26 protein-coding genes are annotated in these 24,287 nt (G+C 71.5%); 10 read left to right on the top strand and 16 right to left on the bottom strand.

Features of this window, described 5'->3' with window-relative positions; all coding sequences use genetic code 11:
* Positions 1-27 precede the first annotated feature (27 nt).
* Positions 28-597: an RNA polymerase sigma factor gene (locus ABD295_RS12735; RefSeq protein WP_344304124.1), complete on the bottom strand. Its 570-nt coding sequence runs from the start codon at positions 595-597 to the stop codon at positions 28-30.
* A gap of 69 nt (positions 598-666) precedes the next feature.
* On the opposite strand from ABD295_RS12735, the gene ABD295_RS12730 reads away from it, so the two are divergent.
* Together ABD295_RS12730 and ABD295_RS12725 are read left to right on the top strand one after the other, a co-directional pair.
* Positions 667-1,641, top strand: coding sequence for a serine/threonine-protein kinase (locus ABD295_RS12730; RefSeq protein WP_344304123.1), 975 nt, complete (start codon positions 667-669; stop codon positions 1,639-1,641).
* Between the two features lie 104 nt (positions 1,642-1,745).
* Positions 1,746-2,867 (top strand): Glu/Leu/Phe/Val family dehydrogenase, encoded by a 1,122-nt coding sequence (locus tag ABD295_RS12725; protein ID WP_344304122.1) that lies wholly within the window; start codon positions 1,746-1,748, stop codon positions 2,865-2,867.
* 278 nt (positions 2,868-3,145) lie between these two features.
* Here ABD295_RS12725 and ABD295_RS12720 read toward each other — a convergent pair whose 3' ends face one another.
* The 4 genes from ABD295_RS12720 to ABD295_RS12705 all read right to left on the bottom strand — a co-directional run bounded on the left by ABD295_RS12720 (position 3,146) and on the right by ABD295_RS12705 (position 7,492).
* Entirely contained in the window at positions 3,146-3,340 is a 195-nt protein-coding gene (locus ABD295_RS12720; RefSeq protein WP_344304121.1) for a DUF3073 domain-containing protein, read from the bottom strand.
* A 204-nt stretch (positions 3,341-3,544) separates the two neighbouring features.
* Complete coding sequence (gene purM, locus ABD295_RS12715) at positions 3,545-4,606, bottom strand: phosphoribosylformylglycinamidine cyclo-ligase (protein WP_344304120.1); 1,062 nt, start codon at positions 4,604-4,606, stop codon at positions 3,545-3,547.
* Positions 4,607-4,636: 30 nt separating this feature from the next.
* Positions 4,637-6,100, bottom strand: coding sequence for an amidophosphoribosyltransferase (gene purF / locus ABD295_RS12710; RefSeq protein ID WP_344304119.1), 1,464 nt, complete (start codon positions 6,098-6,100; stop codon positions 4,637-4,639).
* A 57-nt stretch (positions 6,101-6,157) separates the two neighbouring features.
* Complete coding sequence (locus ABD295_RS12705; RefSeq protein WP_344304118.1) at positions 6,158-7,492, bottom strand: dipeptidase; 1,335 nt, start codon at positions 7,490-7,492, stop codon at positions 6,158-6,160.
* Between the two features lie 35 nt (positions 7,493-7,527).
* On the opposite strand from ABD295_RS12705, the gene ABD295_RS12700 reads away from it, so the two are divergent.
* Both ABD295_RS12700 and rocD read left to right on the top strand, forming a co-directional pair.
* Positions 7,528-8,367, top strand: a complete 840-nt coding sequence (locus ABD295_RS12700; protein ID WP_344304117.1) for an alpha/beta fold hydrolase — start codon at positions 7,528-7,530, stop codon at positions 8,365-8,367.
* 52 nt (positions 8,368-8,419) lie between these two features.
* Complete coding sequence (gene rocD / locus ABD295_RS12695; RefSeq protein WP_344304116.1) at positions 8,420-9,679, top strand: ornithine--oxo-acid transaminase; 1,260 nt, start codon at positions 8,420-8,422, stop codon at positions 9,677-9,679.
* Positions 9,680-9,730: 51 nt separating this feature from the next.
* On the opposite strand, the gene ABD295_RS12690 is transcribed toward rocD, so the two are convergent.
* Complete coding sequence (locus ABD295_RS12690; RefSeq protein ID WP_344304115.1) at positions 9,731-10,093, bottom strand: sterol carrier family protein; 363 nt, start codon at positions 10,091-10,093, stop codon at positions 9,731-9,733.
* On the bottom strand, positions 10,093-10,947 hold the full coding sequence (locus ABD295_RS12685; RefSeq protein ID WP_344304114.1) for an alpha/beta hydrolase family protein: 855 nt from the start codon (positions 10,945-10,947) through the stop codon (positions 10,093-10,095). Before ABD295_RS12685 ends, ABD295_RS12690 begins: the two co-directional genes overlap by 1 nt.
* Before the next feature lie 50 nt (positions 10,948-10,997).
* On the opposite strand from ABD295_RS12685, the gene ABD295_RS12680 reads away from it, so the two are divergent.
* On the top strand, positions 10,998-11,720 hold the full coding sequence (locus tag ABD295_RS12680) for a hypothetical protein (RefSeq protein WP_344304113.1): 723 nt from the start codon (positions 10,998-11,000) through the stop codon (positions 11,718-11,720).
* On the opposite strand, the gene ABD295_RS12675 is transcribed toward ABD295_RS12680, so the two are convergent.
* Positions 11,717-12,667 (bottom strand): helix-turn-helix transcriptional regulator, encoded by a 951-nt coding sequence (locus tag ABD295_RS12675; RefSeq protein WP_344304112.1) that lies wholly within the window; start codon positions 12,665-12,667, stop codon positions 11,717-11,719. The two genes, ABD295_RS12680 and ABD295_RS12675, sit on opposite strands and share 4 nt — an antisense overlap.
* Positions 12,668-12,729: 62 nt before the next feature.
* On the opposite strand from ABD295_RS12675, the gene ABD295_RS12670 reads away from it, so the two are divergent.
* Together ABD295_RS12670 and ABD295_RS12665 are read left to right on the top strand one after the other, a co-directional pair.
* The gene (locus ABD295_RS12670) at positions 12,730-13,764 is read left to right on the top strand and encodes an ATP-binding cassette domain-containing protein (protein ID WP_344304111.1); all 1,035 of its coding nucleotides are present in this window, start codon (positions 12,730-12,732) and stop codon (positions 13,762-13,764) included.
* A complete protein-coding gene (locus ABD295_RS12665; RefSeq protein ID WP_344304110.1) occupies positions 13,761-14,534 on the top strand; it encodes an ABC transporter permease in 774 nt (257 codons plus the stop codon). Before ABD295_RS12670 ends, ABD295_RS12665 begins: the two co-directional genes overlap by 4 nt.
* 20 nt (positions 14,535-14,554) lie before the next feature.
* On the opposite strand, the gene purL is transcribed toward ABD295_RS12665, so the two are convergent.
* Positions 14,555-16,807 carry a phosphoribosylformylglycinamidine synthase subunit PurL gene (purL, locus tag ABD295_RS12660; RefSeq protein WP_344304109.1) on the bottom strand — a complete coding sequence of 751 codons (2,253 nt, stop codon included), beginning with the start codon at positions 16,805-16,807 and terminating at the stop codon, positions 14,555-14,557.
* 190 nt (positions 16,808-16,997) lie between these two features.
* On the opposite strand from purL, the gene ABD295_RS12655 reads away from it, so the two are divergent.
* Positions 16,998-18,344 (top strand): glycoside hydrolase domain-containing protein, encoded by a 1,347-nt coding sequence (locus tag ABD295_RS12655; RefSeq protein WP_344304107.1) that lies wholly within the window; start codon positions 16,998-17,000, stop codon positions 18,342-18,344.
* A 107-nt stretch (positions 18,345-18,451) separates the two neighbouring features.
* On the opposite strand, the gene purQ is transcribed toward ABD295_RS12655, so the two are convergent.
* On the bottom strand, positions 18,452-19,120 hold the full coding sequence (purQ, locus tag ABD295_RS12650) for a phosphoribosylformylglycinamidine synthase subunit PurQ (RefSeq protein ID WP_344304106.1): 669 nt from the start codon (positions 19,118-19,120) through the stop codon (positions 18,452-18,454).
* Positions 19,117-19,377 carry a phosphoribosylformylglycinamidine synthase subunit PurS gene (gene purS / locus ABD295_RS12645; protein ID WP_344304105.1) on the bottom strand — a complete coding sequence of 87 codons (261 nt, stop codon included), beginning with the start codon at positions 19,375-19,377 and terminating at the stop codon, positions 19,117-19,119. Before purS ends, purQ begins: the two co-directional genes overlap by 4 nt.
* Before the next feature lie 32 nt (positions 19,378-19,409).
* Here purS and ABD295_RS12640 point away from each other — a divergent pair, with 32 nt between their 5' ends.
* Positions 19,410-19,910: a YflT domain-containing protein gene (locus ABD295_RS12640; protein ID WP_344304104.1), complete on the top strand. Its 501-nt coding sequence runs from the start codon at positions 19,410-19,412 to the stop codon at positions 19,908-19,910.
* Positions 19,911-19,969: 59 nt separating this feature from the next.
* Here the strand turns inward: ABD295_RS12640 and ABD295_RS12635 are convergent, their stop codons facing one another.
* Genes ABD295_RS12635 through ABD295_RS12620 form a run of 4 tightly spaced genes read right to left on the bottom strand, consistent with a single transcriptional unit; the run spans position 19,970 to position 23,104 of the window.
* The gene (locus ABD295_RS12635) at positions 19,970-20,170 is read right to left on the bottom strand and encodes a hypothetical protein (protein ID WP_344304103.1); all 201 of its coding nucleotides are present in this window, start codon (positions 20,168-20,170) and stop codon (positions 19,970-19,972) included.
* A gap of 7 nt (positions 20,171-20,177) precedes the next feature.
* Positions 20,178-21,743, bottom strand: a complete 1,566-nt coding sequence (locus tag ABD295_RS12630; protein WP_344304102.1) for a long-chain-fatty-acid--CoA ligase — start codon at positions 21,741-21,743, stop codon at positions 20,178-20,180.
* 9 nt (positions 21,744-21,752) lie between these two features.
* A complete protein-coding gene (locus ABD295_RS12625; protein ID WP_344304101.1) occupies positions 21,753-22,199 on the bottom strand; it encodes an SRPBCC family protein in 447 nt (148 codons plus the stop codon).
* A complete protein-coding gene (locus ABD295_RS12620; protein ID WP_344304100.1) occupies positions 22,196-23,104 on the bottom strand; it encodes a phosphoribosylaminoimidazolesuccinocarboxamide synthase in 909 nt (302 codons plus the stop codon). The genes ABD295_RS12625 and ABD295_RS12620 overlap by 4 nt, the downstream gene beginning before the upstream one ends.
* A gap of 76 nt (positions 23,105-23,180) precedes the next feature.
* Between ABD295_RS12620 and ABD295_RS12615 the strand changes: the two genes are divergently transcribed.
* A complete protein-coding gene (locus tag ABD295_RS12615) occupies positions 23,181-23,798 on the top strand; it encodes a hypothetical protein (RefSeq protein WP_344304099.1) in 618 nt (205 codons plus the stop codon).
* A gap of 48 nt (positions 23,799-23,846) precedes the next feature.
* On the opposite strand, the gene ABD295_RS12610 is transcribed toward ABD295_RS12615, so the two are convergent.
* Complete coding sequence (locus tag ABD295_RS12610; RefSeq protein ID WP_344304098.1) at positions 23,847-24,284, bottom strand: hypothetical protein; 438 nt, start codon at positions 24,282-24,284, stop codon at positions 23,847-23,849.
* Positions 24,285-24,287: the final 3 nt, after the last annotated feature.

Genomic DNA, 24,287 nt, shown 5'->3' with positions numbered 1-24,287 from the left:
GAAGACGCAAAGCCCCCCGCCGGGGAATCAGTCGGTGACCCGCAAGAGGGGCCGGACGACCTGGCGTGCCTGGTGGATGCGCGACTTCACCGTGCCGAGCGGGATGTCGAGCAGCTCGGCGATGTCGGAGTACTCCAGCTCCTGGACGTCCCGCAGCACGAGCGCCTCGACGAGGTCGGGGTGGGTGCTGCCGACCACCTCGAGGGCGTCGAGCAGGTCGAGCCGGGAGCCGGCGATGACGCTGGTGGTGCGCGGGTCGGCGTTGACGGGCAGCTCGTCGGTGGTGCGTTCGGCAGAGCGCCGCTTGAGCGTGCGGTAGGTCGAGCGGGCGCTGTTGGAGGTCACGGCGTGCAGCCAGGTGGTGAACTTCGACCGGCCGGCGAAGCCGCCGATCTTGGTCGCGACCAGCATCAGCGCGTCCTGCGCGGCCTCCTCGGCGTCCTCGGGATAGAGGAGCATCCGCCCGCAGATGCGCTGCACCCGCGGCTGGATGGCGGCCAGCAGCTGCTCCAGCGCCTCACGGTCGCCCGCCGCCGCCTGCTGGGCCAGAGACTCCAGGTCGGGCTCGCCCGATGGGTCCGGCGTCAGGTCTGCCACGACGTCCTCTCCGGCCGCCCGGGTCGGGCGACCGCGTTGCTCCAGCGGTCCTGCGGCACAATACCGAGGGTGTCCCTCCCGGAGCGCCTTGGCCGTCTGCGCCGGGTGGACCGACTCGGGGAGGGCGGCTTCGCCACCGTCTGGCTCTACCACGACGACGACCTCCGCTCCGACGTGGCGGTCAAGGCGCTGGCCGAGAACTGGGCCCAACGGCTCGACATCCGGGAGCGTTTCCTGGAGGAGGCACGGATCCTGCGCGCCGCCGACTCCGACCACGTGGTGCGCGTCTACGACATCGGCGAGGAGGACGGCACGCCGTACTTCGTCATGACGTACGCCGACCAGGGCTCGCTCGCCAAGCTGGTCGCCCCCGGCGAGCCCGTCCCCACCGAGCGGGTGGTCGACCTGCTCTGCCAGGCCTGCGACGGCGTGGCCGTGCTGCACGCCAACGGGGTGATCCACCGCGACATCAAGCCGCCCAACCTGTTGCTGCGCAGCAAGGGTGACGACGGCACCCGCCTGCTCGTGGCCGACCTCGGCGTCGCCAAGGCGGTGCTGCACGCGAGCGGTCTGACCCAGGTGGTCGGGACCCCGGCGTACATGGCCCCTGAGCAGGCGGGCGGTCTCGGCGTCGACACCCGCGCCGACATCCACGCCCTGGCCGCGGTGGCCTACCAGCTGTTGACCGGCAAGCCCGTCCGCGAGGGCACGTTCGCCGCGCTTGCCGACGCCACGCTCCCGCCGGCTCCCTCGGAGCTCGCCGACGTGCCCGCCGCCCTCGACGACGTGCTGCTGAGGGCGCTGCAGCCCGACCCGGACGACCGGTACGCCGAGGTCGGGGACTTCGCGGCAGCGCTGCGCCAGGCCGTCCCGACGCCGGAGGAGCACACACCGACACCGCGGCCGACGAGCGTGCGCGGGGATGGCTGGGGCGGACAGCCGGCCCCTGGCGGCCGATCGTCCCTCCGCGTCGCCGCGCTGTTCGTGCTGGTGCTGGCGGTGACTTTCGCGGCGGCGTACGTCGTCGTGGGATTGCTGCTCTGAGCGCCGACCGCACGCGTTACGGTGGGAGGGTGGCCTCCACACCCTCGGCGGCCCGCCCGACCTCGTCGCCCACCCGCGTGACGAACCGAACCGAAGGAACCGCTGTGAGCATCGACCCCCTCGCCGGGAGCGCATCCACCGACGTCTTCGAGCTGGCCTCGGAGCACGAGCAGGTCGTCTTCTGCAACGACCCCGCCACCGGGCTGCGCGCCATCGTCGCGATCCACTCGACCGCACTCGGACCGGCGCTGGGCGGCACCCGCTTCTATCCCTTCGCGTCGACGGCGGCGGCGCTGACCGACGTGCTGAACCTCTCGCGCGGGATGTCCTACAAGGCCGCGCTGGCCGGGCTCGACCTCGGCGGCGGCAAGGCCGTCATCATCGGCGACCCTGCGAAGGACAAGAACGAGGCGCTGCTGCGGGCCTACGGCCGGTTCGTCCAGTCGCTCGGCGGGCGCTACTACACCGCTTGCGACGTGGGCACCTACTCCCCCGACATGGACGTCATCGCCCGCGAGTGCTCCTACGTCACCGGCCGCTCCGCCTCGCACGGCGGAGCCGGCGACTCGTCGGTGCTGACGGCGTACGGCGTGTTCCAGGGCATGCGCGCGGCCGCCGAGGTGGCCTGGGGCGAGCCGACCCTGGCCGGTCGGACCGTGGGTGTCGCGGGCGTCGGCAAGGTCGGCCACCACCTGGTGCGGCTGCTCGTCGAGGACGGCGCCTCGGTCGTGGCGACCGACGTGTCGCCGGCCGCGATCGCCCGTGCAGTGGCCGAGAACCCCGCACATGTGCGCGTCGTCGGCAGCACCGAGCAGCTGGTGGGCGCCGAGCTCGACGTCTACGCGCCGTGCGCGCTCGGCGGTGCACTCACCGACGGGGTGGTCGAGGTGCTCTCGGCCAAGATCGTCTGCGGCGCCGCCAACAACCAGCTCGCCCACCCCGGCGTCGAGAAGATGCTCGAGGACCGCGGCATCCTCTACGCGCCCGACTACTGCGTGAACTCCGGCGGTCTGATCCAGGTCGCCGACGAGCTCGAGGGGTTCAACTTCGAGCGGGCCAAGCAGCGCGCCGCGGGGATCTTCGACACCACGCGCGAGGTCTTCCGCCTGGCCGCGGCCGACGGGGTCGCCCCCGCCATCGCAGCCGACCGCCTGGCCGAGCGCCGGATGCGCGACGTCGGCCGTCTGCGCGGGGTGTGGCTGCCTGATGAGACGCGCAGCCGATAGCGAGGAACGAGCTGTCGGCGTGGGCGCGGCCAGATTGAGTAGCCCTCGCGCCTGAGGAACGAAGGCGCGAACAGGGCGTATCGAAATCCGGTGAGCCAGGAAGCGATAGCGGGGACGCCCCAGAGCACCTCGCCGGGTTTCGAGACGCTCGCTAGCGCTCGCTCCTCAACCACCGGAGTGGGATCGGTCGCTCCTCACGACCGGAGGAGGCCCTCAGGGCGCGCGGAAGCGCGCCAACGACCCCGGGAAGTCAGGGCCGGCGTGACCTCGGCGTGGGGTCAGTCTCGACGGCTGTCGGCGTACGCCGACCACTCGTCGTCGTCGTCATCGGGCGCAGGGGCGTCCGGTGGCGTGTCGTCTCGTTCGTCGCCATGCAGCTCGCGTGCCAGCGCCCCGAAGTCCGTCTCGTGAGTGCGGTACTTCAGGTCGCGGGCGACCTTCGTCTGCTTAGCCTTCGCTCGGCCGCGCCCCATAGGGTCCGACCCCCTCGCACTTGGCCGGGGCACGGCGTGGCAACAGCCTCTGCCGCGGAGCCCGGTCTGATCGGTCACATATCGTGAGGGCAACGCTACCTGTTGGGTGGGTGTTCCCGCACACCACCTGGCCGGATCGGGACCAATCTCACTCAGGGCTCACTCACGGGTCACCCAGGGCTCACTCACGGCTCACCCAGGGGCTCACCAGCCGGGGTGCTGACCGACCAGGCGCACACGACCCTCGTCGCCGCTCGGAGCCGCGCTGACCTCGCCGCACGCCCACGCGTCGACACCGTGCTCGGCCAGCAGCGCGAGCGCGCGGTCCGCGCCGGCGGGGTCCAGGATCGCGACCATGCCGACCCCGCAGTTGAGGGTCTGCTCGAGGTCCTGCTGAGGCACCTCGCCGACCTGGCGGACCAGGTCGAAGACAGGGTGCGGCGTCCAGGTCGCCCGCGCGATGGTCGCGGTCAGCTCGACGGGCAGGACCCGCTCGAGGTTGTTCGCCAGCCCGCCGCCGGTCACGTGGGCCATCGCGTGGGCAGCACCGGTCGCCGCGAGGGCCAGGCACGCCTTGGCGTAGATCCGGGTCGGCTCGAGCAGCTCCTCGCCGAGGGTGCGGCCGAGCTCGTCGACGTGGCGGTCCAGGGACCAGCCGGCGTCGCGGAGCAGGACGTGCCGCACGAGCGAGTAGCCGTTGGAGTGCAGGCCGGACGCCCGCATGGCGACCACCAGGTCACCGGGACGCACCCGTCCCGGACCGAGCAGCCGAGCACCCTCGACCACACCGGTCGTGGACCCCGCGACGTCGTACTCGTCCGGCTCCAGCAGCCCTGGGTGCTCCGCGGTCTCACCGCCGATGAGCGCGCAACCTGCCTCGACGCACGCCTCTGCGATGCCCTTGACGATCGACGCGATCCGCTCGGGCACCACCCGCCCGGTCGCGATGTAGTCGGTCAGGAAGAGTGGTTCGGCACCGCACACCACGAGGTCGTCGACGAGCATCCCGACCAGGTCGAACCCGATGGTGTCGTGCTTGTCCATCGCCTGCGCGATGGCGACCTTGGTGCCCACGCCGTCGGCGGACGTCGCGAGCAGCGGCTGCTTGTACTCCTTCAGCGCGCTCGCGTCGAAGAGCCCCGCGAACCCGCCGATGCCGCCGATCATCTCCGGGCGCCGGGCCTTCTCGACCCAGGTCCTCATCAGCTGGACGGCTCTCTCGCCGGCCTCGATGGACACGCCCGCAGACTCGTAGGCGTTCGTCATGTGACTCCTCAGGTGGGCGGGCTGAGACAACTAGGGGTTGTTCAGGACGGGCAGGGCCTTGCCGTACGCCGGCGACTGCAACGACACCTCGAGCAGGTGCTTGCCCAGGAGGCTCTCGTCGGGGAGCTCGACGGGGTACTCACCGGTGAAGCAGGCGGTGCAGAGCCGGTCGGCCGCCTGCCCGGTCGCCTCGACCATGCCCTCGAGCGAGATGTAGCCGAGGCTGTCGGCGCCGACACTGGCGGCGACCTCGTCGACGTCCAGGCCGTTGGCGATCAGCTCGGCGCGGGTCGCGAAGTCGATGCCGTAGAAGCAGGGCCACTTCACCGGCGGGCTGGAGATGCGCACGTGCACCTCGAGGGCTCCGGCCTCACGGAGCATCCGGATCTGCGCCCGCTGGGTGTTGCCGCGCACGATGGAGTCGTCGACGACGACGATCTTCTTGCCGCGGATCATGTGCTCCAGCGCGTTGAGCTTGAGGCGGATGCCGAGCTGGCGCAGGGTCTGGCTGGGCTGGATGAACGTGCGGCCGACGTACGCGTTCTTGACGAAGCCCTGGCCGAAGGGGATCCCGCTCTCCTCGGCGTAGCCCGCCGCCGCCGGCGTGCCCGACTCGGGGACGGGCATGACGAGGTCGGCCTCGACGGGGTACTCGCGAGCCAGCCGGCGGCCCATCTCGACGCGCGCCTCGTGCACGCTGCGGCCGCTGATGGTGGCGTCGGGGCGGGCGAGGTAGACGTACTCGAAGACGCAGCCCTTCGGCTCCGGCTCGGCGAAGCGGTGCGACCGCAGCCCGCCGTCGTCGATGACCAGCATCTCGCCGGGCTCGACCTCGCGGACGACGCTCGCGCCGATCGTGGCCAGCGCGGCGCTCTCGCTCGCCACGACCCAGCCGCGGTCGAGGCGGCCCAGGACGAGCGGACGGATGCCCTGGGGGTCGCGGGCGGCGTACAGCGCGTCCTCGTTCATCCACACCAGGGAGAAGGCGCCTCGCAACGTGGGGAGCACCTCGAGGGCTCGCTGCTCGAGGGTCGTGTCGGGGTGGTGGGCGAGCAACGCGGTGAGGAGGCCGCTGTCGTTGGTGGAGCTGGCCTCGAGCTCGCGGGCGTGCAGGTCGAGCTCGCCGGGGTCGCTGGGCAGCGCGGCGACGGCCTCGAGCAGCTCGTGGGTGTTGATGAGGTTGCCGTTGTGGCCGAGCGCGATGGAGCCGGCGGCGGTCGGACGGAAGGTCGGCTGCGCGTTGTGCCAGGTCGACGCGCCTGTCGTGGAGTAGCGGCAATGGCCGATCGCGACGTGCCCCTTGAGGGCGTCGAGCGTCGACTCGTCGAACGCCTGCGAGACCAGGCCCATGTCCTTGTAGACGAGGATCTGCCGGCCGTTGCTCACCGCGATGCCGGCCGACTCCTGACCGCGGTGCTGAAGGGCGTACAACCCGAAGTAGGTGAGCTTCGCGATGTCCTCACCAGGGGCCCACACGCCGAAGACGCCGCACACGTGGCCGAGTCTACGGACCGGTCCGTCGTACGCCGCATCGACGCGCACCTGGTCGGGTCAGGACCCCAGCTTCTGCAGCAGCAGCGCCTCGGCGAGCACCACCCGCTCGAACTCCGCCAGGTGCAGACCCTCGTTGGCGCCGTGGGCGCGGGTGTCGGGGTCCTCCACGCCGGTGACCAGGACACTGGCCGAGGGGAACGCCTCCAGGAACTCCGCGATGAAGGGGATCGACCCGCCCACGCCCATGTCGATGGGGGCGGTGCCGTCCCAGGCCTCGGTGAAGGCGGCGCGCGCGGCGTCGTACGCCGGTCCGGTGGCGTCGATCTGGGTGGCCTCGCCGGTGTCGACGACGGTCATGGAGACCTCCGCGCCCCACGGCGTGTGCTGGTCGAGGTGGGCGCGGAGGCAGTCGAGGGCGTTGGCGGTCGTGTCGCCGGGCGCGAGACGCAGCGAGATCCGCGCCCGGGCGGACGGAACGAGGGTGTTGGACGAACCGTCGACCTTGGGTGCGTCGAGGCCGATGATCGACAACGACGGCTTGGTCCAGAGCCGCTCGACGGCCGAGCCGTCGCCGATCCACTCGACGCCGGCCGTCGCTCCGGACTCGGCCCGCAGCCGCGCCTCGGGGTAGTCCACGTCGGCGGCGGGTCCGCTGTGCAGCCCGGCCACGGCGACGTTGCCGCGGTCGTCGTGCAGGCTCGCGATCAGGCGGCTCAGGGTGATGAGCGCGTCGGGCACCAAGCCGCCCCACATGCCGGAGTGCACGGCGTGGGTGAGGGTGCGCACCTCGACGTTGACCCGCACCAGCCCGCGCAACGACGTGGTCAGTGCGGGGACCCCGATGTCCCAGTTGCCGGAGTCGGCGATGACGATGACGTCGGCACGCAACCGGTCCTTGTAGGCGTCCAGGAACGGGACGAGGGACTCCGAGCCGACCTCCTCCTCGCCCTCGACGAAGACGTTGAGGTGGACCGGCAGGTCGTCGCCGAAGACCCGCGCCGCACCGAGGTGCGCGACGATGCCGGCCTTGTCGTCGGCGGCGCCGCGGCCGTAGAGGCGTCCGTCGCGCTCGGTCGGCTCGAAGGGCGGGGAGTCCCACTCGGCGTGGTCGTTCTCGGGTTGCACGTCGTGGTGGGCGTAGAGCAGCACCGTCGGGGCGTCGGCGTGCTTGCTGCGCTTCGACGCGACCACCGCCGGCGCACCACCCGCCGCGAGGATGTCGGCCTCGAAGCCCTCCGCCGCGAACAGGTCGCGAACGGCCTCGGCGCTCCGCTGCACCTCGGACAGGCGCTCGGGATCCGCACTGACGGACTGGATGCGGACCAGGTCCTCGAGGTCGCGGCGTACACCGGGGAGCACATCCTGGACTCTGGCGCGAAGGTCGTCGGTCATGGCGCTCACCCTAGGACGGTCCCTAGGGTCTTGAGATGACGGTCGAGCGGTTCGAGGTCCTGGTCGAGGGTGGCGCCCTCGCGGGCACGGTGCAGGGCGAGGGGCCCCGGGTGCTGCTGCTGCACGGCGGGCCGGGACTGCCCGACTACCTCGACGGTCTGCTGCCGGAGCTCGACGGCCTCCGGGTGGCGCGCTACCAGCAACGTGGGCTCGCCCCCTCGACCGCGCGGGAGCCCTTCGACGTCGCCGTGCAGGTCGCCGACGTCGTCGCCGTGCTCGACGAGCTGGGTTGGGAGAGCCCGGCGATCGTCGGGCACTCCTGGGGCGGCCACCTGTTGATGCACGTGCTGGCCGCCGAGCCCGGACGGGTCGGGGCGGCCCTGGTCGTCGAGCCGTTGGGAGCCGTCGGTGACGGCGGTGGCGAGGAGTTCGGGGCCGAGCTCGAACGCCGCCTCCCCGAGGACGTCCGCGCCCGCGCCGTCGAGATCGACCAACGCGCGATGGTGGGCGAGGCCAGCGCCGAGGAGGCGCTCGAGTCGTTGCTGCTGATGTGGCCGGCGTACTTCTCGGCTTGGGAGGCCGCACCTCCGGCGCCGGACATCCACATCGGCGCCGAGGCGTACGCCGGCACGATGATGTCCATCGCCGCCGAGCTGCCCCACCTGGCCGGGCGGCTGACGGGCTGCCGAGTCCCGACCCGGTTCGTCCACGGGGCGATGAGCCCGATGCCTCTCACCGCGTCGACCGACTCCGCAGCCGTGCTCGGAGCAGAGGTGGACGTCGTCGATGGGGTCGGGCACTTCGTGTGGATCGAGGCACCCGGCGCCGTACGCCGCAGCCTGGACGCGCTCCTGGCCGACGCAGGCCTCGGCTGAGGCGTTCGGAAGGGATTGGAGTTCCCCCGGGGGCGGTGCGACGATGCGGCGCATGAGCAACACCGAGACGACCGGCCCCGACCTGACCCACCTGGGCATCCCCGAGGCCGAGTCCGAGACCGAGACCCACATCGGCCTGACCGAGACGTACGCCGCGCACAACTACCACCCGCTCCGCGTGGTGCTCGCCAAGGGCGAGGGCGCCTGGGTGACCGACGTGGAGGGCCGGCGCTACCTCGACTGCCTGGCCGGCTACTCGGCGCTGAACTTCGGGCACTCGCACCCGCGGCTGGTCGCGCGGGCGCACGCCCAGCTCGACAACCTGACGCTGACGTCGCGGGCGTTCTACAACGACCAGCTCGGCCCCTTCGCGAAGGCGCTGGCCGAGCTCACGGCCAAGGACATGATCCTGCCGATGAACTCCGGCGCCGAGGCCGTCGAGACCGCGATCAAGGTGTCGCGTCGCTGGGGCTACTCCGTCAAGGGCGTCCCCGAGAACCGCGCCCACATCGTCGTCATGGAGGGCAACTTCCACGGGCGCACCACCACGATCGTGTCCTTCTCCAACGACCCCGACGCCACGCAGGGCTACGCGCCCTACACGCCCGGCTTCACGATGGTGAAGTACGGCGACCTCGACGCGCTCGAGTCGGCGATCAACGAGCACACCGTCGCCGTGCTGCTCGAGCCGATCCAGGGCGAGGGCGGCGTGGTCATCCCGCCCGATGGCTTCCTGCGGCAGGTGCGTGAGCTGTGCTCGGCGCGCGACATCCTGATGGTGGCCGACGAGATCCAGTCGGGTCTCGCGCGGACCGGCAAGACCTTCGCGTGCGACCACGAGGGCGTCGTGCCCGACATCTACATCCTCGGCAAGGCGCTCGGCGGCGGGCTCTACCCCGTCTCCGCGATCGCCGCCGACACTCGCGTCCTCGGCGTGATCACGCCGGGCTCGCACGGCTCGACCTTCGGCGGCAACCCGCTCGCGGCGGCGATCGGCCACGAGGTGGTGCAGATGCTGCAGACCGGTGAGTTCCAGGAGCGGGCGACGGTGCTGGGTGAGCGGCTGACGGCCGGGCTCGAGGCGCTGGTCGGCCACGGCTTCGACGCCGTCCGCAGCCGCGGGCTCTGGGCGGGCATCGACATCGACCCGTCGCTGGGCACCGGCCGCCAGGTCACCGAGGCGCTGCTCGCCGACGGCGTCCTCGCCAAGGAGGCGCACGGCCAGACCGTCCGCCTCGCGCCCCCGATCGTCGCCTCCGAGGACGACATCGACCTGCTCGTCGGGGCGTTCGAGAAGATCTGTCGCGGCTGAGGTCTCGACTTCGCTCGACCACGGTGGTCGAGCAGCGAGCGAAGCGAGCGATCAGTCGAGACCGCCGCCGGTGAGCGGCAAGAAGGGCGAGAGGTCGGCGCGCTGACCGGAGGCGCGGACCCGTCCGGCGGACTCCGCGGCCGACCAGGTGAGGTCGCCGGTCGCGAGGGCGACCCAGGTGTCGGCGTCGAGCTCCACCACGGCCGGAGGGGTGCCCCGGGTGTGCCGGACGCCGGGGACGACCTGCACGGCGGCGAACGGCGGCACCCGCACCTCCACCGACGTGCCGGGCGCGCGCTCGGCGAGGAGGGCCAGGAAGTGCTTGGTCAGCAGCTTGAGGTCGGCAGTGGATCGCTCCCCGGCGAGCGCCGCGGTCACGGCCGCGGGATCGGCCACCCGGAGCCGGGCGGGCATCAGCCCAGCCCGTCGAGGATCGTCACGATGCGGGACCACGGGTCGGAGCCGGTGTCGATGACGACGAAGTGGTCGCCCTCGACCTCGACCAGCTCGGCCTGCGCGCCCGCCGCCGTCGCCCGCGACACGTAGTCGGCCGACTGCGACAGCGGTACGACGTCGTCGTCGCGGCCGTGCACGCACCAGACCGGCACGTCGAGCGGCAGCTGACGGGCGGGGTCCACCTGGTCGTACGCCGGCCCTGGAGGCGAGCCCACGAAGGCCTCGACAGCCCCCGAGCCCAGCCCCGCGTCGTACGCCGCCTCCAGGTCCAGCACGCCGGCCTGGCTGATCACCGCGGTGACCGGGACGCCGCCGGACCAGCGGTCGAAGCGGGTCCGGGCCGCGGCCCACGTCGCGAGGTGCCCTCCCGCAGAGTGACCGAGCGTGACGACGCGCGTGAGGTCCACGTCGGCGGAGCGCAGGACGTCGATGGCCGCGGCGACGTCGTCGAGGGTCTCGGGGACGCCGCCGCCGTTGCCGACCCGGCGGTACTCGACGTTCAGCGTGGTCCAGCCGCGTGCCGCGAGGTCGGCGGCGAGCGGGGCACCGAGCTCGGCGCCGTACGCCGCCTTCCAGAAGCCTCCGTGGACGACCACGACGACGCCACGGGAGTTGCTGTCGGGGCGGGTGAGCTGGACGAGCTGAGAGGGGTCGTCGCCGTACGTGATCGTCTCGCTGCCCGGCACGTCCGCCACCTCTCCCTCGACCGGCTCGTCGACCGGCTCGTCGACCGGGTCATCGTCAGCGCAGCCGGTCGCGAGCATGGCACCGCCCGCGACGCCCACGCCGAGGAGGGTCCGCCGGGTCAGCACCCGCCCATCATCCCCCGCCTGCCCCGACGACCGGTCTACGCTGCGGTCGCATGACGGGGCGCATGACGGGGACGGGCTCCTTCGAGCGCCTGGACGTCGCGCCCGTGCGGGAGATGGTCGGCCAGCTGGAGACGCGCATCGCGACCCGCTTTCCCGAGCGCGGCTTGCGCAAGGTGGCAGGCGACCTGGTGCAGATGGCCGACGAGGTCGCCGACAACGCCCTCGAGACCCAGCGGCGGCTGCGTCTCGTGCAGACCGTCGCGCGCGCGTCGATCGTGCTCATCGTCGTGGCCACGATCGTGGTGCTGCTGGTCGCGCTGAAGGACGCGGTGCAGCACGACGAGCTCGCGTCCTTCGAGTGGGTGCCCCTGATCGAGAGCATCATCAACGACCTCGTGTTCGCGGCCATCGCGGTCTTCTTCCTCTACGCGTTGCCCGGGCGGATGGCCCGCGAGCGGCTGCTCGCCCAGCTCCACCGGCTGCGGTCGCTCGCCCACATCGTCGACATGCACCAGCTGACCAAGGACCCCGAGCGGCTGCGCCCCGGCTTCCGGTCGACGCACGACTCGGTGGATCCGCACCTGGATCGCGACGACCTCGAGCGCTACCTCGACTACTGCTCCGAGCTGCTCAGCCTCATCGGCAAGGTCGCCGCCCTGTGCGCGGAGGAGTCGCAGGACGCGGTCGTGCTCGACACGGTCTCCACCATCGAGACCCTCACGACGTCGATGTCGCGCAAGATCTGGCAGAAGATCTCGCTGCTGCCGGACTAGCGCGACGTGCTGAGCCGGGCGGCGAGCGAGCGGACCTGCTCGGCCAGCTCGGGCGGCGAGAGCACGGTGAAGTCGGCCTCGACCGCCGTGATCCCGAGGATCGGCCAGCCCAGCCAGTCGGTGCTCATGCGGAAGTACGACGCCTCGGCGTCGTCCGGGTCGGGCGTGACGGTCGCCCAGCGTCCGACGGCGCGCTCGACGACGTCGGCGGGTGCGGCGAACCTGATGTGGACGTCGTACGCCTGCGGCATCTGCTTGATGCCGGCCTGCACGAAGGCGAGCGCGTCGGCGGCGGGCAGCTCGCGCGGGCGGTAGCGGGTCCCGGTCAGCTCGGGGGTGGACATCCGGTCGACGCGGAAGGAACGCCAGTCCTGGCGAACGCGGTCGTAGGCGACGAGGTACCACCGACGGCTGAGCGACACGAGCCGGTGCGGCTCGACGTGCCGCTGGGTGGCCTCACCCTCCCGCGCGGTGTAGCCGAACCGCAGCGTCTCGTCGTCGCGACAGCCGGCCGCGATCGTGGTGAGCGTCATCGCGTCGACCGTCGGGCCGTACGACGGCGCGGCGACCGTCGCGCTCTGCAACGCGTCCATCCGGCGCCGCAGCCGGGGCGGCATCAGCCCGACGACCTTGGTGAGCGCCTGGAGCGACTGCTCGGCGCCGTCGACCGCCGAGGCCGCCGCCGTCCGCAACCCGACCGCGATCGCCACCGCCTCCTCGTCCTCCAGCAGCAACGGCGGCAGCGTCGACCCGGCCCGCAGCTGGTAGCCGCCGGAGACCCCGCGCACCGCGTCGACGTCGTACCCCAGGTCGCGGAGCCGGTCGATGTCGCGGCGCAGCGTGCGCGCGCTCACCTCGAGGCGGTCGGACAGCTCCGCGCCGGGCCAGTAGCGGTGCGTCTGCAGCAAGGAGAGCAGTCGGAGCATCCGCGAGGAGGTGTTCGCCATGTTTTCCAGACTAGATGCGATTGCGGACAGAAAGTGACCGCATGCTTCGGGAGGCTCGATCCATGACGACCACAAGAGACGCAGCACCAGCGATCGTGACCCGCGGGCTGACCCGCCACTTCACGGTCAAGAAGCAGACCGTCGAGGCAGTCCGCGGCCTCGACCTCGAAGTCGGCGCGGGCGAGCTCGTCGCCTTCCTCGGGCCCAACGGCGCGGGCAAGTCGACCACGCTCCGGATGCTCACCACGCTGATCGCACCGACGGCGGGCACCGCCGAGGTGGCGGGGCACGACGTGGTGCGCGACCAGCGCGCGGTCCGGCGCAGCATCGGCTTCGTCGGGCAGGGCAACGGCGCCGGCCTCCAGCAGCGCGGCCGCGACGAGCTCGTCAGCCAAGGGCGCGCCTACGGGCTTTCCAAGGCCGACGCCATCGACCGGGCCGACCTCCTGGTGCGCGACCTCGACCTCACCGAGGTCGCCGACCGCGTGGTCTCGACGCTGTCGGGCGGTCAGCGGCGGCGGCTCGACATCGCGTTGGGGATGGTGCACGAACCGGGTGTGCTCTTCCTCGACGAGCCGTCGACCGGTCTCGACCCGCAGAACCGCGCCAACCTCCAGGAGCAGATCCGCCGCCTCCACGAGGAGCGCGGCACCACGATCGTGCTGACCACCCACTACCTCGAGGAGGCCGACGCCCTCGCCCGGCGGGTGATCGTCATCGACCACGGACTCGTGATCGCCGACGACACCGCGAGCCGGCTCAAGTCCGAGCTGGGCGACCTGGTCACCCTCGGCTTCGGCTCGTCCGACCACGCCGCCGTCGCCGCCGAGCGCGCGAGCCGGCGTACGCCGGACGCGACCGTGACCCGCGACGGCGACGTCGTCTCGCTACGGGTCGCCCGGGGGGTCGAGCTGGCAGCGGGCATCGTCACCGACCTGGCGGCGACCGGCGTTCCCGTCAGCCGCATGCAGGTCGTCGGGCCGACCCTCGACGACGTCTTCCTCCACCTCACCGGCCGCAGCCTCCGCGAGGACGGCGGCGCCGAGCAGGCCGAGGCCACCGAGAGCAGCACCGTCCTGGAAGGGGCAGCAGCATGAGCACCGTCACCACCACCCGCACCGGCAGCTTCATGTCCGACACCGCCAACGTGCTCACCCGCGAGCTGAGGCCGCTCCTCCGGGAGCCGTTCGGCATGGTCATCTCGCTGATGCAGCCGCTGGTCTTCCTTGCCCTCTTCGCGCCGCTGCTGCCCGACCTGGGGCCGGGGATGTCGGCGCTGCAGTGGTTCGTGCCCGGCATCGTGGCGATGTCCTGCCTGATGGGCAGCTCGATGGTCGGCGCCTCCTTGATGCAGGAGATGGTGTCCGGCTCGCACGAGCGGCTGCTGGTCTCGCCGCTGTCGCGTTCGTCGCTGCTGGTCGGCCGGGCGCTGCGCGAGATCGTCCCGACCATGGCGCAGACCCTGGTGATCCTCGCGATCGTCACGCCGTTCTCCTTCGACCTGCACCCGGTCGGCGTGCTCGTCGGCATCGCGGTGCTGGCGGTCTTCTGCATCGGCGTCGGCGGGCTGTCCTTCGCGCTCGCGCTCGCGTCGAAGGACCAGGACTGGCTGTTCTGGACCGTCCAGCAGATCTTCATCTTCCCGACCCTCCTGCTGGCGGGCATGCTGCTCCCCGTCAACGACGGCCCGGGCTGGCTGCGGTTCCTGTCGCAGCTCAACCCGCTGACCTACGTCATCGAGGCCGAGCGGGCGCTCTTCGCCGGCAGCTTCCCGGCGGGCACGGTCCTGGCCGGGGTCGCCGCCGCAGCGGTCGTCGCGGCTGCCGGACTGACGATCGGGCTGCGGTCGATGAAGCGCTCCAGCTGAGGCGCGATGGCGCCGCGCCGTCAGCCCAGCGCGGCCGGTAGCGTCGAGGACCAGGCGGCGCGCAGCTCGGCGAGCGGGATGCCGAACTCCCCCTCGACCACCAGCTGGTCGCCACCGGTGCGGCCGATCTCGCCGACGGGTACGCCGAGGCTGCCCGCCATCAGCAGGAACTGCTCGACGTCACCGTCGGGGACCGTCACGATCGCGCGCGGCGCGGACTCGGCGAAGAGCCCGACGAACGGGTCGCCCTCGAGCCGCACCGAGACCCCGATGTCGCGGCGCAGGCACGACTCCACCAGCGCCTGGGCCAGGCCGCCGTCGGATAGGTCGTGCGCCGAGGTGATCAGACCGGCCCGGCCGGCGTCGATCAGGAGGCGGGCGAGGTTGCGCTCGTCGGGGAGGTCGACGCGCGGCGGCGTACCTCCGAGGTGGCCGTGCACGACGTGGGCCCACTCCGAGCCGGAGAGCTCCTCACGGGTCTGCCCGAGGTGCAGCACCCGCTCGCCGGCCGCCACGAAGCCGGTCGGGGTGCGCTTGGTGACGTCGTCGATCACGCCCAGCACGGCGACCACGGGGGTGGGCAGGATCGCGGTCTCGCCGGTCTGGTTGTAGAGGCTGACGTTGCCGCCGGTGACCGGGATGCCGAGCGTCGCGCACGCGTCCTTCAGGCCCCGGCAGGCCTCGGCGAGCTGCCACATGACGTCGGGGTCCTCGGGGGAGCCGAAGTTGAGGCAGTCGGAGACCGCGATCGGGGTCGCCCCGGAGGTCGCGACGTTGCGGTAGGCCTCCGCGAGGGCCAGCTGCGCGCCGGCGTACGGGTCGAGCTTGGCGAAGCGGCCGTTGCAGTCGGTCGAGACCGCCACCCCGAGGCCGCTCTCCTCGTCGACGCGGATCATCCCGCTGTCGCTGGGCTGCGCCAGCACGGTGTCGCCGCGCACGTAGCGGTCGTACTGGTCGGTGATCCACGACTTGTCGCAGAGGTTGGGGCTCGCCGCGAGCCGCAGCAACGTCGCCCGCAGCTCGTCGCCTCCGTGCGGCCGGGGCAGGGCCTCGGCGCCGTCCGCCTGCAGCGCGTCCTGCCACTCCGGCCGGGCGAAGGGCCGTTCGTAGACGGGGCCGTCGTGGGCCACGGTGCGCGGGGGTACGTCGACGACCCGGTCGCCGTGCCAGTCGATCTGCAGGCGGCCGGTGTCGGTCACCTCGCCGACGACCGTCGCGTCGACCTCCCACTTCGCGCAGATCGCGAGGAACGCCTCCACGTCGGCGGGCTCGACGACCGCCATCATCCGCTCCTGCGACTCGCTCATGAGGATCTCCTCGGGCGCGAGCGTGGAGTCGCGGAGCGGCACCCGGTCGAGGTCGACGTGCATGCCGCCGTCACCCGCGCTGGCCAGCTCGGACGTCGCGCAGGAGAGGCCGGCGCCGCCGAGGTCCTGGATGCCGGCGACCAGCCCGGCGGCGAACAGCTCGAGGGTGCACTCGATGAGCAGCTTCTCCATGAAGGGGTCGCCCACCTGGACGCTCGGCCGCTTGGCCGGCCCGTCGGCCGCGAACGTCTCGCTCGCGAGGACGCTGACCCCGCCGATGCCGTCGCCGCCGGTGCGGGCGCCGTAGAGCACGACCTTGTTGCCGACGCCCGACGCCTTCGCGAGGTGCAGGTCCTCGTGGCGCAGGACCCCCACGCAGAGCGCGTTGACCAGCGGGTTGCCGACGTAGGTCTCGTCGAAGACCGCCTCGCCGCCGATGTTGGGCAGGCCGAGGCAGTTGCCGTAGCCGCCGACCCCCGCCACGATCCCCGGCAGCACCCGGTGGGTGTCGTCGGCGTCCAGCGGCCCGAAGCGCAGCGGGTCCATCACCGCCACGGGGCGCGCACCCATCGCGAGGATGTCGCGCACGATGCCGCCCACGCCGGTCGCCGCGCCTTGGTAGGGCTCGACGTACGACGGGTGGTTGTGGCTCTCGATCTTGAAGGTGACGGCGTAGCCCTGGCCGATGTCGATGACGCCGGCGTTCTCGCCGATCCCGGCGAGCGTCTTGCCGACCGGCGTCTCCTGGGACAGCTCGCCGAACTGCTTGAGGTGCACCTTGGACGACTTGTAGGAGCAGTGCTCGCTCCACATCACGGAGTACATCGCCAGCTCGCTGCTGCTCGGGCGGCGGCCGAGGATCTCGCGGATGCGGGCGTACTCGTCGGCCTTCAGCCCGAGCTCGGCCCAGGGCTGCTCGCGGCCCGGGTCGGCGGCGGCCGCGGCGACGGTGTCGAGATCAGGCACGGCAACAACCTATCGGCGCAGGTCAGGTCGAGTGCGCAGGTGGTCGCCGGAGCGAGCACTTCAGCACTCGACTTGGTTGTCCACAGCTAATTACACACCTGTGATTACACGAATGACCTGTTACTTGTGTGATTCATGGTTCTAAAGTGACGCTCGCTCGAGTTCTTCCCTGACCCTGGAGCCCTTCCCGATGCCACGACCGGTACGCCGATTCGCCGCGACCCTCGCGATCGCCCTGGCGACCACGCTGGCCGCGCCCACGTCCTCGCCCGCGGCGGCACCCGTCGTGGCCGCTCAACGCGAGGGCAACCCGGTCACTCCCGGCGACCTGACCGGCTACGGCTTCGACCAGTGCCTGGCACCGACGCAGAGGTCGATGAACAAGTGGATGAAGCACTCGCCGTTCCTGGCCGTCGGCATCTACATCTCCGGCAAGTCGCGCGCCTGCCGCTCGCAGCCCAACCTCACGCCCGAGTGGGTCAGCACCCAGCTGGCCAAGGGCTGGCGGCTGCTGCCGATCACGCTGGGCCCCCAGGCCAGCTGCCAGCCGCGCTTTCCCCGCTACTCCGACGACGTGAAGATCGACCCCACGCCGGGCGCCGACAAGACCTACGCGATCGCCCGGGCGCAGGGGTACGCCGAGGCGGGCACGACCGTCACGGACGCGCAGGCGCTCGGCATCGTGCCCGGCAGCACGCTCTGGTACGACCTCGAGGGCTTCGCCCTCGGCAACACCCACTGCCGCGAGTCCGCGCTGCGCTTCCTCGACGGCTGGACGGTGCGGTTGCACGAGCTGGGCTACGTGTCCGGCGTGTACTCCTCGGTCGGCAGCGGCATCAAGATGCTCGACGACGCGCGGGTGCTCCGGCCGGGCACGTTCACGCTGCCCGACCGGATCTGGCTGGCCCGCTGGGACGGGATCGCGAACACGTCGTCGTCGTACATCCGCGAGGACGGGTGGCGTCCCGGCGGGCGGATGAAGCAGTACCAAGGTGGTCATAACGAGACATGGGGCGGGGTGACCATCAACATCGACCGCAACTACCTGGAGCTCGGCCAGGGTTCGGTCGCGACGCCGGAGACCCACTGCGGAGGCGTCCGCGTGGACTTCCGGAGCTACGGGCGACTCACGGCCGAGTCGTCCGGGCGACGCATGGAGGCGCTGAAGTGCCTGCTGAAGGAGCAGGGCTACCCGGTCGGACGGTGGACGAAGGCGAGCCGCGGGTCCCTCCCGCCCGCGGTCCAGAGCTGGCAGACGGCTCACGGCTTCGCCGCGACGACGACCTGGCAGCGCCAGCACTGGATCGCCCTGCTCTCGCAGGGAGCCCGGCCGGTGCAGAAGGTCGGATCGGCGGGTGAGGGCGTCTTCAGGCTGCAGAGAGCCTTGAACGCCGCCGGTTCACGCCTGAAGATCACCGGCGTGTTCGACGCGTCGACCGAGGCTGCTGTGCGAGCCTGGCAGCAGCAGGCAGGACTCCCGGCGACGGGAGTCATCGCCCCTCGCAGCTGGAAACAGCTGCAGACCGGGGGGCGATAGGACAGCTTGCTCCCCCTCCCCCCACGAGTCGGCGCGAGTCAATCTGAAACGGCCTCGCACCCCCCGGGACCGGGGACTCGCGCCGACTCGCCCCCTTCGGGCGGGCGTCAAGCGGTGGCGGCGGACTCGAGCAGGCTGGTGAAGAAGCCGATGCCGTCGGTGCCGGGACCCGTGAGGTCCTCGACGGCGTGCTCGGGGTGGGGCATCAGACCCACGACGTTGCCGCGCTCGTTGGTGACGCCGGCGATGTCGCGCAGGGAGCCGTTGGGGTTGCCGACGTACCTCACCACCACGCGGCCCTCCCCCTCGAGGCGGTCGAGCGTGACCTCGTCGGCGACGTAGGCGCCCTCGCCGTTCTTGAGGACGATGGTGAGCTCCTGGCCCTGCGCGTACGACGACGTCCACGGCGTCGACGTGTTCTCGACGCGCACGCGCTGGTCGAGGCAGCCGAACTTGCGGTGGTCGTTGCGGATCAGCGCACCGGGCAGCAGGTGGGACTCGCAGAGGATCTGGAAACCGTTGCAGATCCCCAGCACCGGCATCCCGCCCTGGGCGGCGGTGAGCACCTCGCTCATCACCGGCGCGAAGCGGGAGATGGCGCCGCAGCGGAGGTAGTCGCCGTACGAGAACCCGCCCGGCAGCACGACGGCGTCGACGCCCTTGAGGTCGTGGTCACCGTGCCACAACGAGACGGCGTCGTGGCCGGCGAGCCGAGCGGCACGAGCCGCGTCGACGTCGTCGAGCGAGCCGGGGAAGGTGACGACCCCGACCTTCACTCCGCGGCCTCGTCGGATTGCGCGTGCACCTCGAAGTCCTCGATGACCGGGTTGGACAGCAGCGTCTCGGCCATCGCCCGCACCTGCTCGAGCAGGGCCTCGCTCGACTCGCCCTCGACCTCGAGCTCGAAGCGCTTGCCCTGGCGCACCTCGGTGACCCCCTCGAAGCCGAGCCGGGGCAGTGCGCCGAGCACCGCCTTGCCCTGGGGGTCGAGGATCTCGGGCTTGGGCATCACGTCGACGACGAAGCGGGGCACGGCACCATCCTAGGGTCGGGCAGACTCGTCCCATGAGCGCGACTCCCCTGCCGGGCACCAACCCTCTCAAGCTCCAGTTCCCCCAGTCGCTGGCGGTGTACGACGACTACGCGGCCGCCCAGAAGGCCGTCGACTTCCTCGCCGACGCGAAGTTCCCCGTCGAGCAGCTGATGATCGTCGGCACCGACCTCAAGCGCGTCGAACGCATCACCGGCCGGCTCACCACCGGCAAGGTCGCGCTCGGCGGGCTGGTGTCGGGCGTGTGGCTGGGTCTCTTCGTCGGCCTGATCTTCAGCATCTTCACCGAGGAGGGGGTGCTCGCGGTGATCGGGTCGACCGCTGCGCTGGGTGCGGTCTTCGGCGTGGTGTGGGCGCTGATCGGCTACGCGTTCACCCGCGGCCAGCGCGACTTCTCGTCGGTCACCCAGGTGGTGGCCACCAAGTACGAGGTGCTGGTCGAGCACAAGTCCGCGGCGCAGGCCCGCGAGCTGCTCGCCACGCTGCCGGGCGCCCTGCCCGACCCGTTCGCCTGAGTCGCCCGGTCTCGTGGCGGTCGCTGCGCGACCTCCTCGACCACCGATGTAGCGAGCGATCAGTCGGGACCGCCGCCGCGCACGCCGACGAAGACCAGCGCGACGCCGAAGCCGGCGATGATCGGGCCGACGATGGCCCAGAAGGTCTCGTCGGTCATCACGGACCCGCCGACATACCCGAGGCCTTGCAGGGTGAACAGCCCGCCGGCCAGCACGAGCACCAGCCCGACGACGACGGCGATCGAGCGGCCCGCGTTCAACGACGCCTCACTTCAGCTCGCGCTTGAGGATCTTGCCGGTGGCGGTCATCGGCAGGGCGTCGACGAACTCCACGATGCGCGGGTACTTGTGGCCCGCCATCTGCTCCTTGCCCCAGGCGACCAGCTCGTCCTCGGTCATCGAGGCGCCCTCGACGAGGATGACGACGGCCTTGACCTCCTCGCCGTGGCTCTCGTGCGGGACGCCGATGACGGCGGCCAGCGACACCGCCTCGTGGGTCATCAGCACCTCCTCGACCTCGCGGGGGTACACGTTGAAGCCGCCGCGGATGATCAGGTCCTTCGACCGGTCGACGATGTAGTAGTTGCCGTCCTCGTCGCGGCGGGCCAGGTCACCGGACCGGAACCAGCCGTCGCGCAGCACCTCCGCGTTGGCGTCGGGCCGGTTGAGGTAGCCCTTCATGATGTTGTGGCCCTTGATGGCGATCTCGCCGATCTCGTCCGCGCCCTCGACGGTCTTCCACTCGGTGTCGCCCGGGCCCTCGGCGGCGATCAGCTTGACCTCGACGCCCCAGATCGGGATGCCGATCGAGCCGGGGACCGGTGGCCGGTCCGGGTCGGAGAAGGTCGCGACCGGCGAGGTCTCCGAGAGGCCGTAGCCCTCGAGGATCTGCACGCCCAGCTTGTCCTGCACGTCCTTGATGATCTCGACCGGCAGGCTCGAGCCACCGGACGCGCCGACGCGCAGGTTGCCCGCGATCTTCTTCACGTCGACGCTGTCGTCGATCGCGTGCAGCAGCCCCCACCACATCGTGGGGACGCCGGCGAAGAAGGTGATGTCCTCCTTCTGCATCAGCGCGACGGCCTGCTGCGCGTCGAAACGCGGCAGCAGCACCAGCGTGGCCGCCGTCGAGAACCCGGCGTTCATCTGCACCGTCGAACCGAACGAGTGGAAGAGCGGCAGCGTCACCAGGTGCGTGTCGGACGCCGGCTCGTTGCCGAAGAGCCGGTTGCAGGTCAGCGCGTTCATGACCAGGTTGCTGTGTGAGAGCTCGGCACCCTTCGACCGGCCGGTCGTGCCGCTGGTGTAGAGGATGACGGCGGTGTCGGTCTCGTCGGTGACGGCGCTGTCGTACGTCGCCGGCTGGTCCTTCACGGCCTCCGCGAAGGTCGTCTCGCCCTCGATCGAGGCCGGCGCCGACGGGTCGGCCATGATCAGGAAGAAGTGCTCGCAGCTCTCGGTGGCGTCGTACCCGGCCTTGCCCTCGGCGCCCATCGCGAGCTCGGGAGTGCCCTGGAAGCAGAAGTAGGCCTTGGCGCCGGAGTCCTCGAGGAAGTAGGCGTTCTCACGGCCCTTGTTGAGCACGTTGAGCGGGACGACGACCGCGCCCGCCTTGAGGATGCCGTAGTAGACGATCGGGAAGTACGGCAGGTTCGGGCAGGTGAGCGCCACCTTGTCACCGCGACCGATCCCCCTCGACGTCAGCAGGTTGGCCACCTGGTTCGCCGCCGCGTCGACCTGGCCGTAGGTCAGCCTCGTCTCGCCCAGGACCAGGGCGACACGGTCGGGATATCGGCGGGCGCTGTCCTCGAGGAGGACGGAGAGATTGAGCATGCAGCCAACCTAGGCGCGTGGTCCCCGGTCGGCCAGCACTCGGGACGCCCGTTCGAGGTCGGACCTGATCGATCGCCCGGCGAGCAGGGCCGCGGCGCGGGCGGCGTACTTGAAGGGGCCGGAGGCCTCGACGTGTCCCTCGCACGTGAGGCGGGTGCCCTTGGGAATGCCGACGAACCGCATCCGCAGGAACCCCTCCACGCCGCCCCAGCGACCGCGCTCGGCGAAGATCCGGTACGGCTCCAGCTCGGTGATCTCCATCGCCGGCTTCACTCCGACGACCGTGGTGTCGTGCCACGTCAGACCGACCGCCGGCTCGGCGTCGCGGTCGTCGAGGCGCACCGACAGGAGGGAGGCCTGCCACTCCGGGCGGTTGCGTGGCTCGACGAGATAGGTGAAGAGCGCCTCGGGCGGGTGCGGCAGGTCGACGCTGACCGTGAAGGGGTAGCGCGTCATCGGAACGAGTCGCCCGTCAGCAGCTCGTAGGCCTCGACGTACCTCGCTCTCGTGCGCTCGACGACCTCCTCGGGCAGGGCGGGGGGCGGACCGCCGGCGGCCCGGTCCCAGCCGGACGCCGGGGAGAGCAGCCAGTCGCGCACGATCTGCTTGTCGTACGACGGCTGCGCGCGACCCGGCTCCCACTCGGAGGCCGGCCAGAAGCGGGACGAGTCGGGAGTGAGCACCTCGTCGCCGAGCACGACCGTGCCGTCGGGCCGGGTGCCGAGCTCGAGCTTGGTGTCGGCCAGGATGATGCCGCGCTCGCGGGCGATCTCGTGGGCCCGGCCGTACACCGCGAGCGTCAGGCCACGCAGCGTCTCGGCGGCCTCCGCGCCCACGGTCGCGACGACGGTCGCGAAGTCGACGTTCTCGTCGTGCTCGCCGAAGTCGGCCTTGGCGGCCGGCGTGAAGATCGGCGTGGGGAGGCGGTCACCGTCGACGAGGCCGGCGGGCAGCGCGTTGCCGCAGACCTCTCCAGTGGCGCGGTAGTCGATCAGCCCGGTACCGGTGAGGTAGCCGCGGGCGACGCACTCGACGGGATACATCTCGAGCGCCTCGCAGATCACCGCGCGGCCGCGTACGCCGTCGGGCACGTCGGTCGAGACGACGTGGTTCGGCACCAGGTCGGCCAGCTGGTCGAACCACCACAGCGACATCCGGGTCAGGAGCTCGCCCTTGTCGGGGATGGTGCTGTCGAGGACGTGGTCGAACGCCGAGATCCGGTCGCTCGCGACCATCAGCAACCGGCCGGCGTGCTCGCCCGACTCGATGCGATAGAGGTCGCGCACCTTGCCCGAGTGGACGTGGGTCGCACCCTCGATCGGCGGGGCCTCCGGGAGCGTCGCGGGCTGCTGTCCGGCCATGCGGGAACACTATCCGCCCGCGCCGCGGCGTCGACCCGGCGGCGCTGCGCGCCGGGGCGGATGTTGGGATGTGGCCATGCCGGAGTCTGCCGAAGAGGTCTACGCCAGGGTCGTCGCGGCCGTCGGGGAGGACGGGCGGCTGCCGATGCCGCCCGTCGGGGAGTGGGACATCTTCCCGTGGGAGATGGTGGACGGGGAGCTGAAGCCCAAGGTGCTCCAGGCGCCCGGTGACGAGCCGGTGCGCTGGGGCGAGGCACCCGACAAGCCCTGCGGGGCGTGCTCGGCCGATCACGAGCACCTGAGGATCTGGGCGAACGAGCGGTGGTACGTCACCCGGGGCGAGAAGCCGACCGGCCTGCCCCTTCTGCTCTGGCTGCACCCCGTCGAGCACGTCGACCTCACCGACCTCTCGGACGCCATGGCCGCCGAGCAGGGGGTGATCTCGACCAGGCTCGCCCGGATCATGTCGCACCTGCCGAACATCGGGCGGGTGCACGTGTGCCGCTGGGGCGACGGCGGCTCGCACCTGCACTGGTGGTTCATCGCGCGGACCGCGCGACTCCCGCAGATCCTCGGCTCGATGGCGGTCGAGTGGGACGAGATGCTCCCGCCGGTCCCGGTCGACGTGTGGGAGGCCGACTACCGCGAGGTCGCGAGGCGGCTCGCCACCCACGACGGCCGGGCCCTCGTCTGAGCCCTCCGGGCCAGGGTCCTACTGGGTCCTACTGGGTCCTACTGGGTCCTACTGGGCGTCACTGGGATAGACCGTGTACTGCATCAGCGGCGCCGGGACGCTGCCCGTGACGACCACGAACCAGTCATCGGAGGTGAAGTCGGCCGTCGAGCTGTCCGGTCCGGCGCTGATCACGTCCTTGCCCATCTCGAACCCCGCGCCGGTGAGCTGGGCGGTGGCGTCGGAGAAGGCGACCTGGAAGCTGGTGTCCGGCTTCACCTCGATCAGATAGCTGCCCAGGCCCTCGTTCTCGAGCACCTTGGTCACCTCGCCGCCGACCAGCGGCACCTCCTCGGTCGGGAAGCCGGCCGGGAGCTCCTCGCCCCGCAGCGCTTCCGTCGAGCTGTCGCTCGGGGTCGGGTCGGCCGTCGGCTCGTCGTCCCCGCTGCACCCGGCGAGGGCGAGGAGCAGCGAGGCGGCCAGTGCGGCGGCGTACCGAGACGTCATGCC

This window comes from Nocardioides bigeumensis (genome assembly GCF_039531755.1).
GTDB lineage: Bacteria > Actinomycetota > Actinomycetes > Propionibacteriales > Nocardioidaceae > Nocardioides > Nocardioides bigeumensis.
Note: the sequence above shows the minus strand (reverse complement) of the source record. Positions and strands in the feature narration are given on the sequence as shown.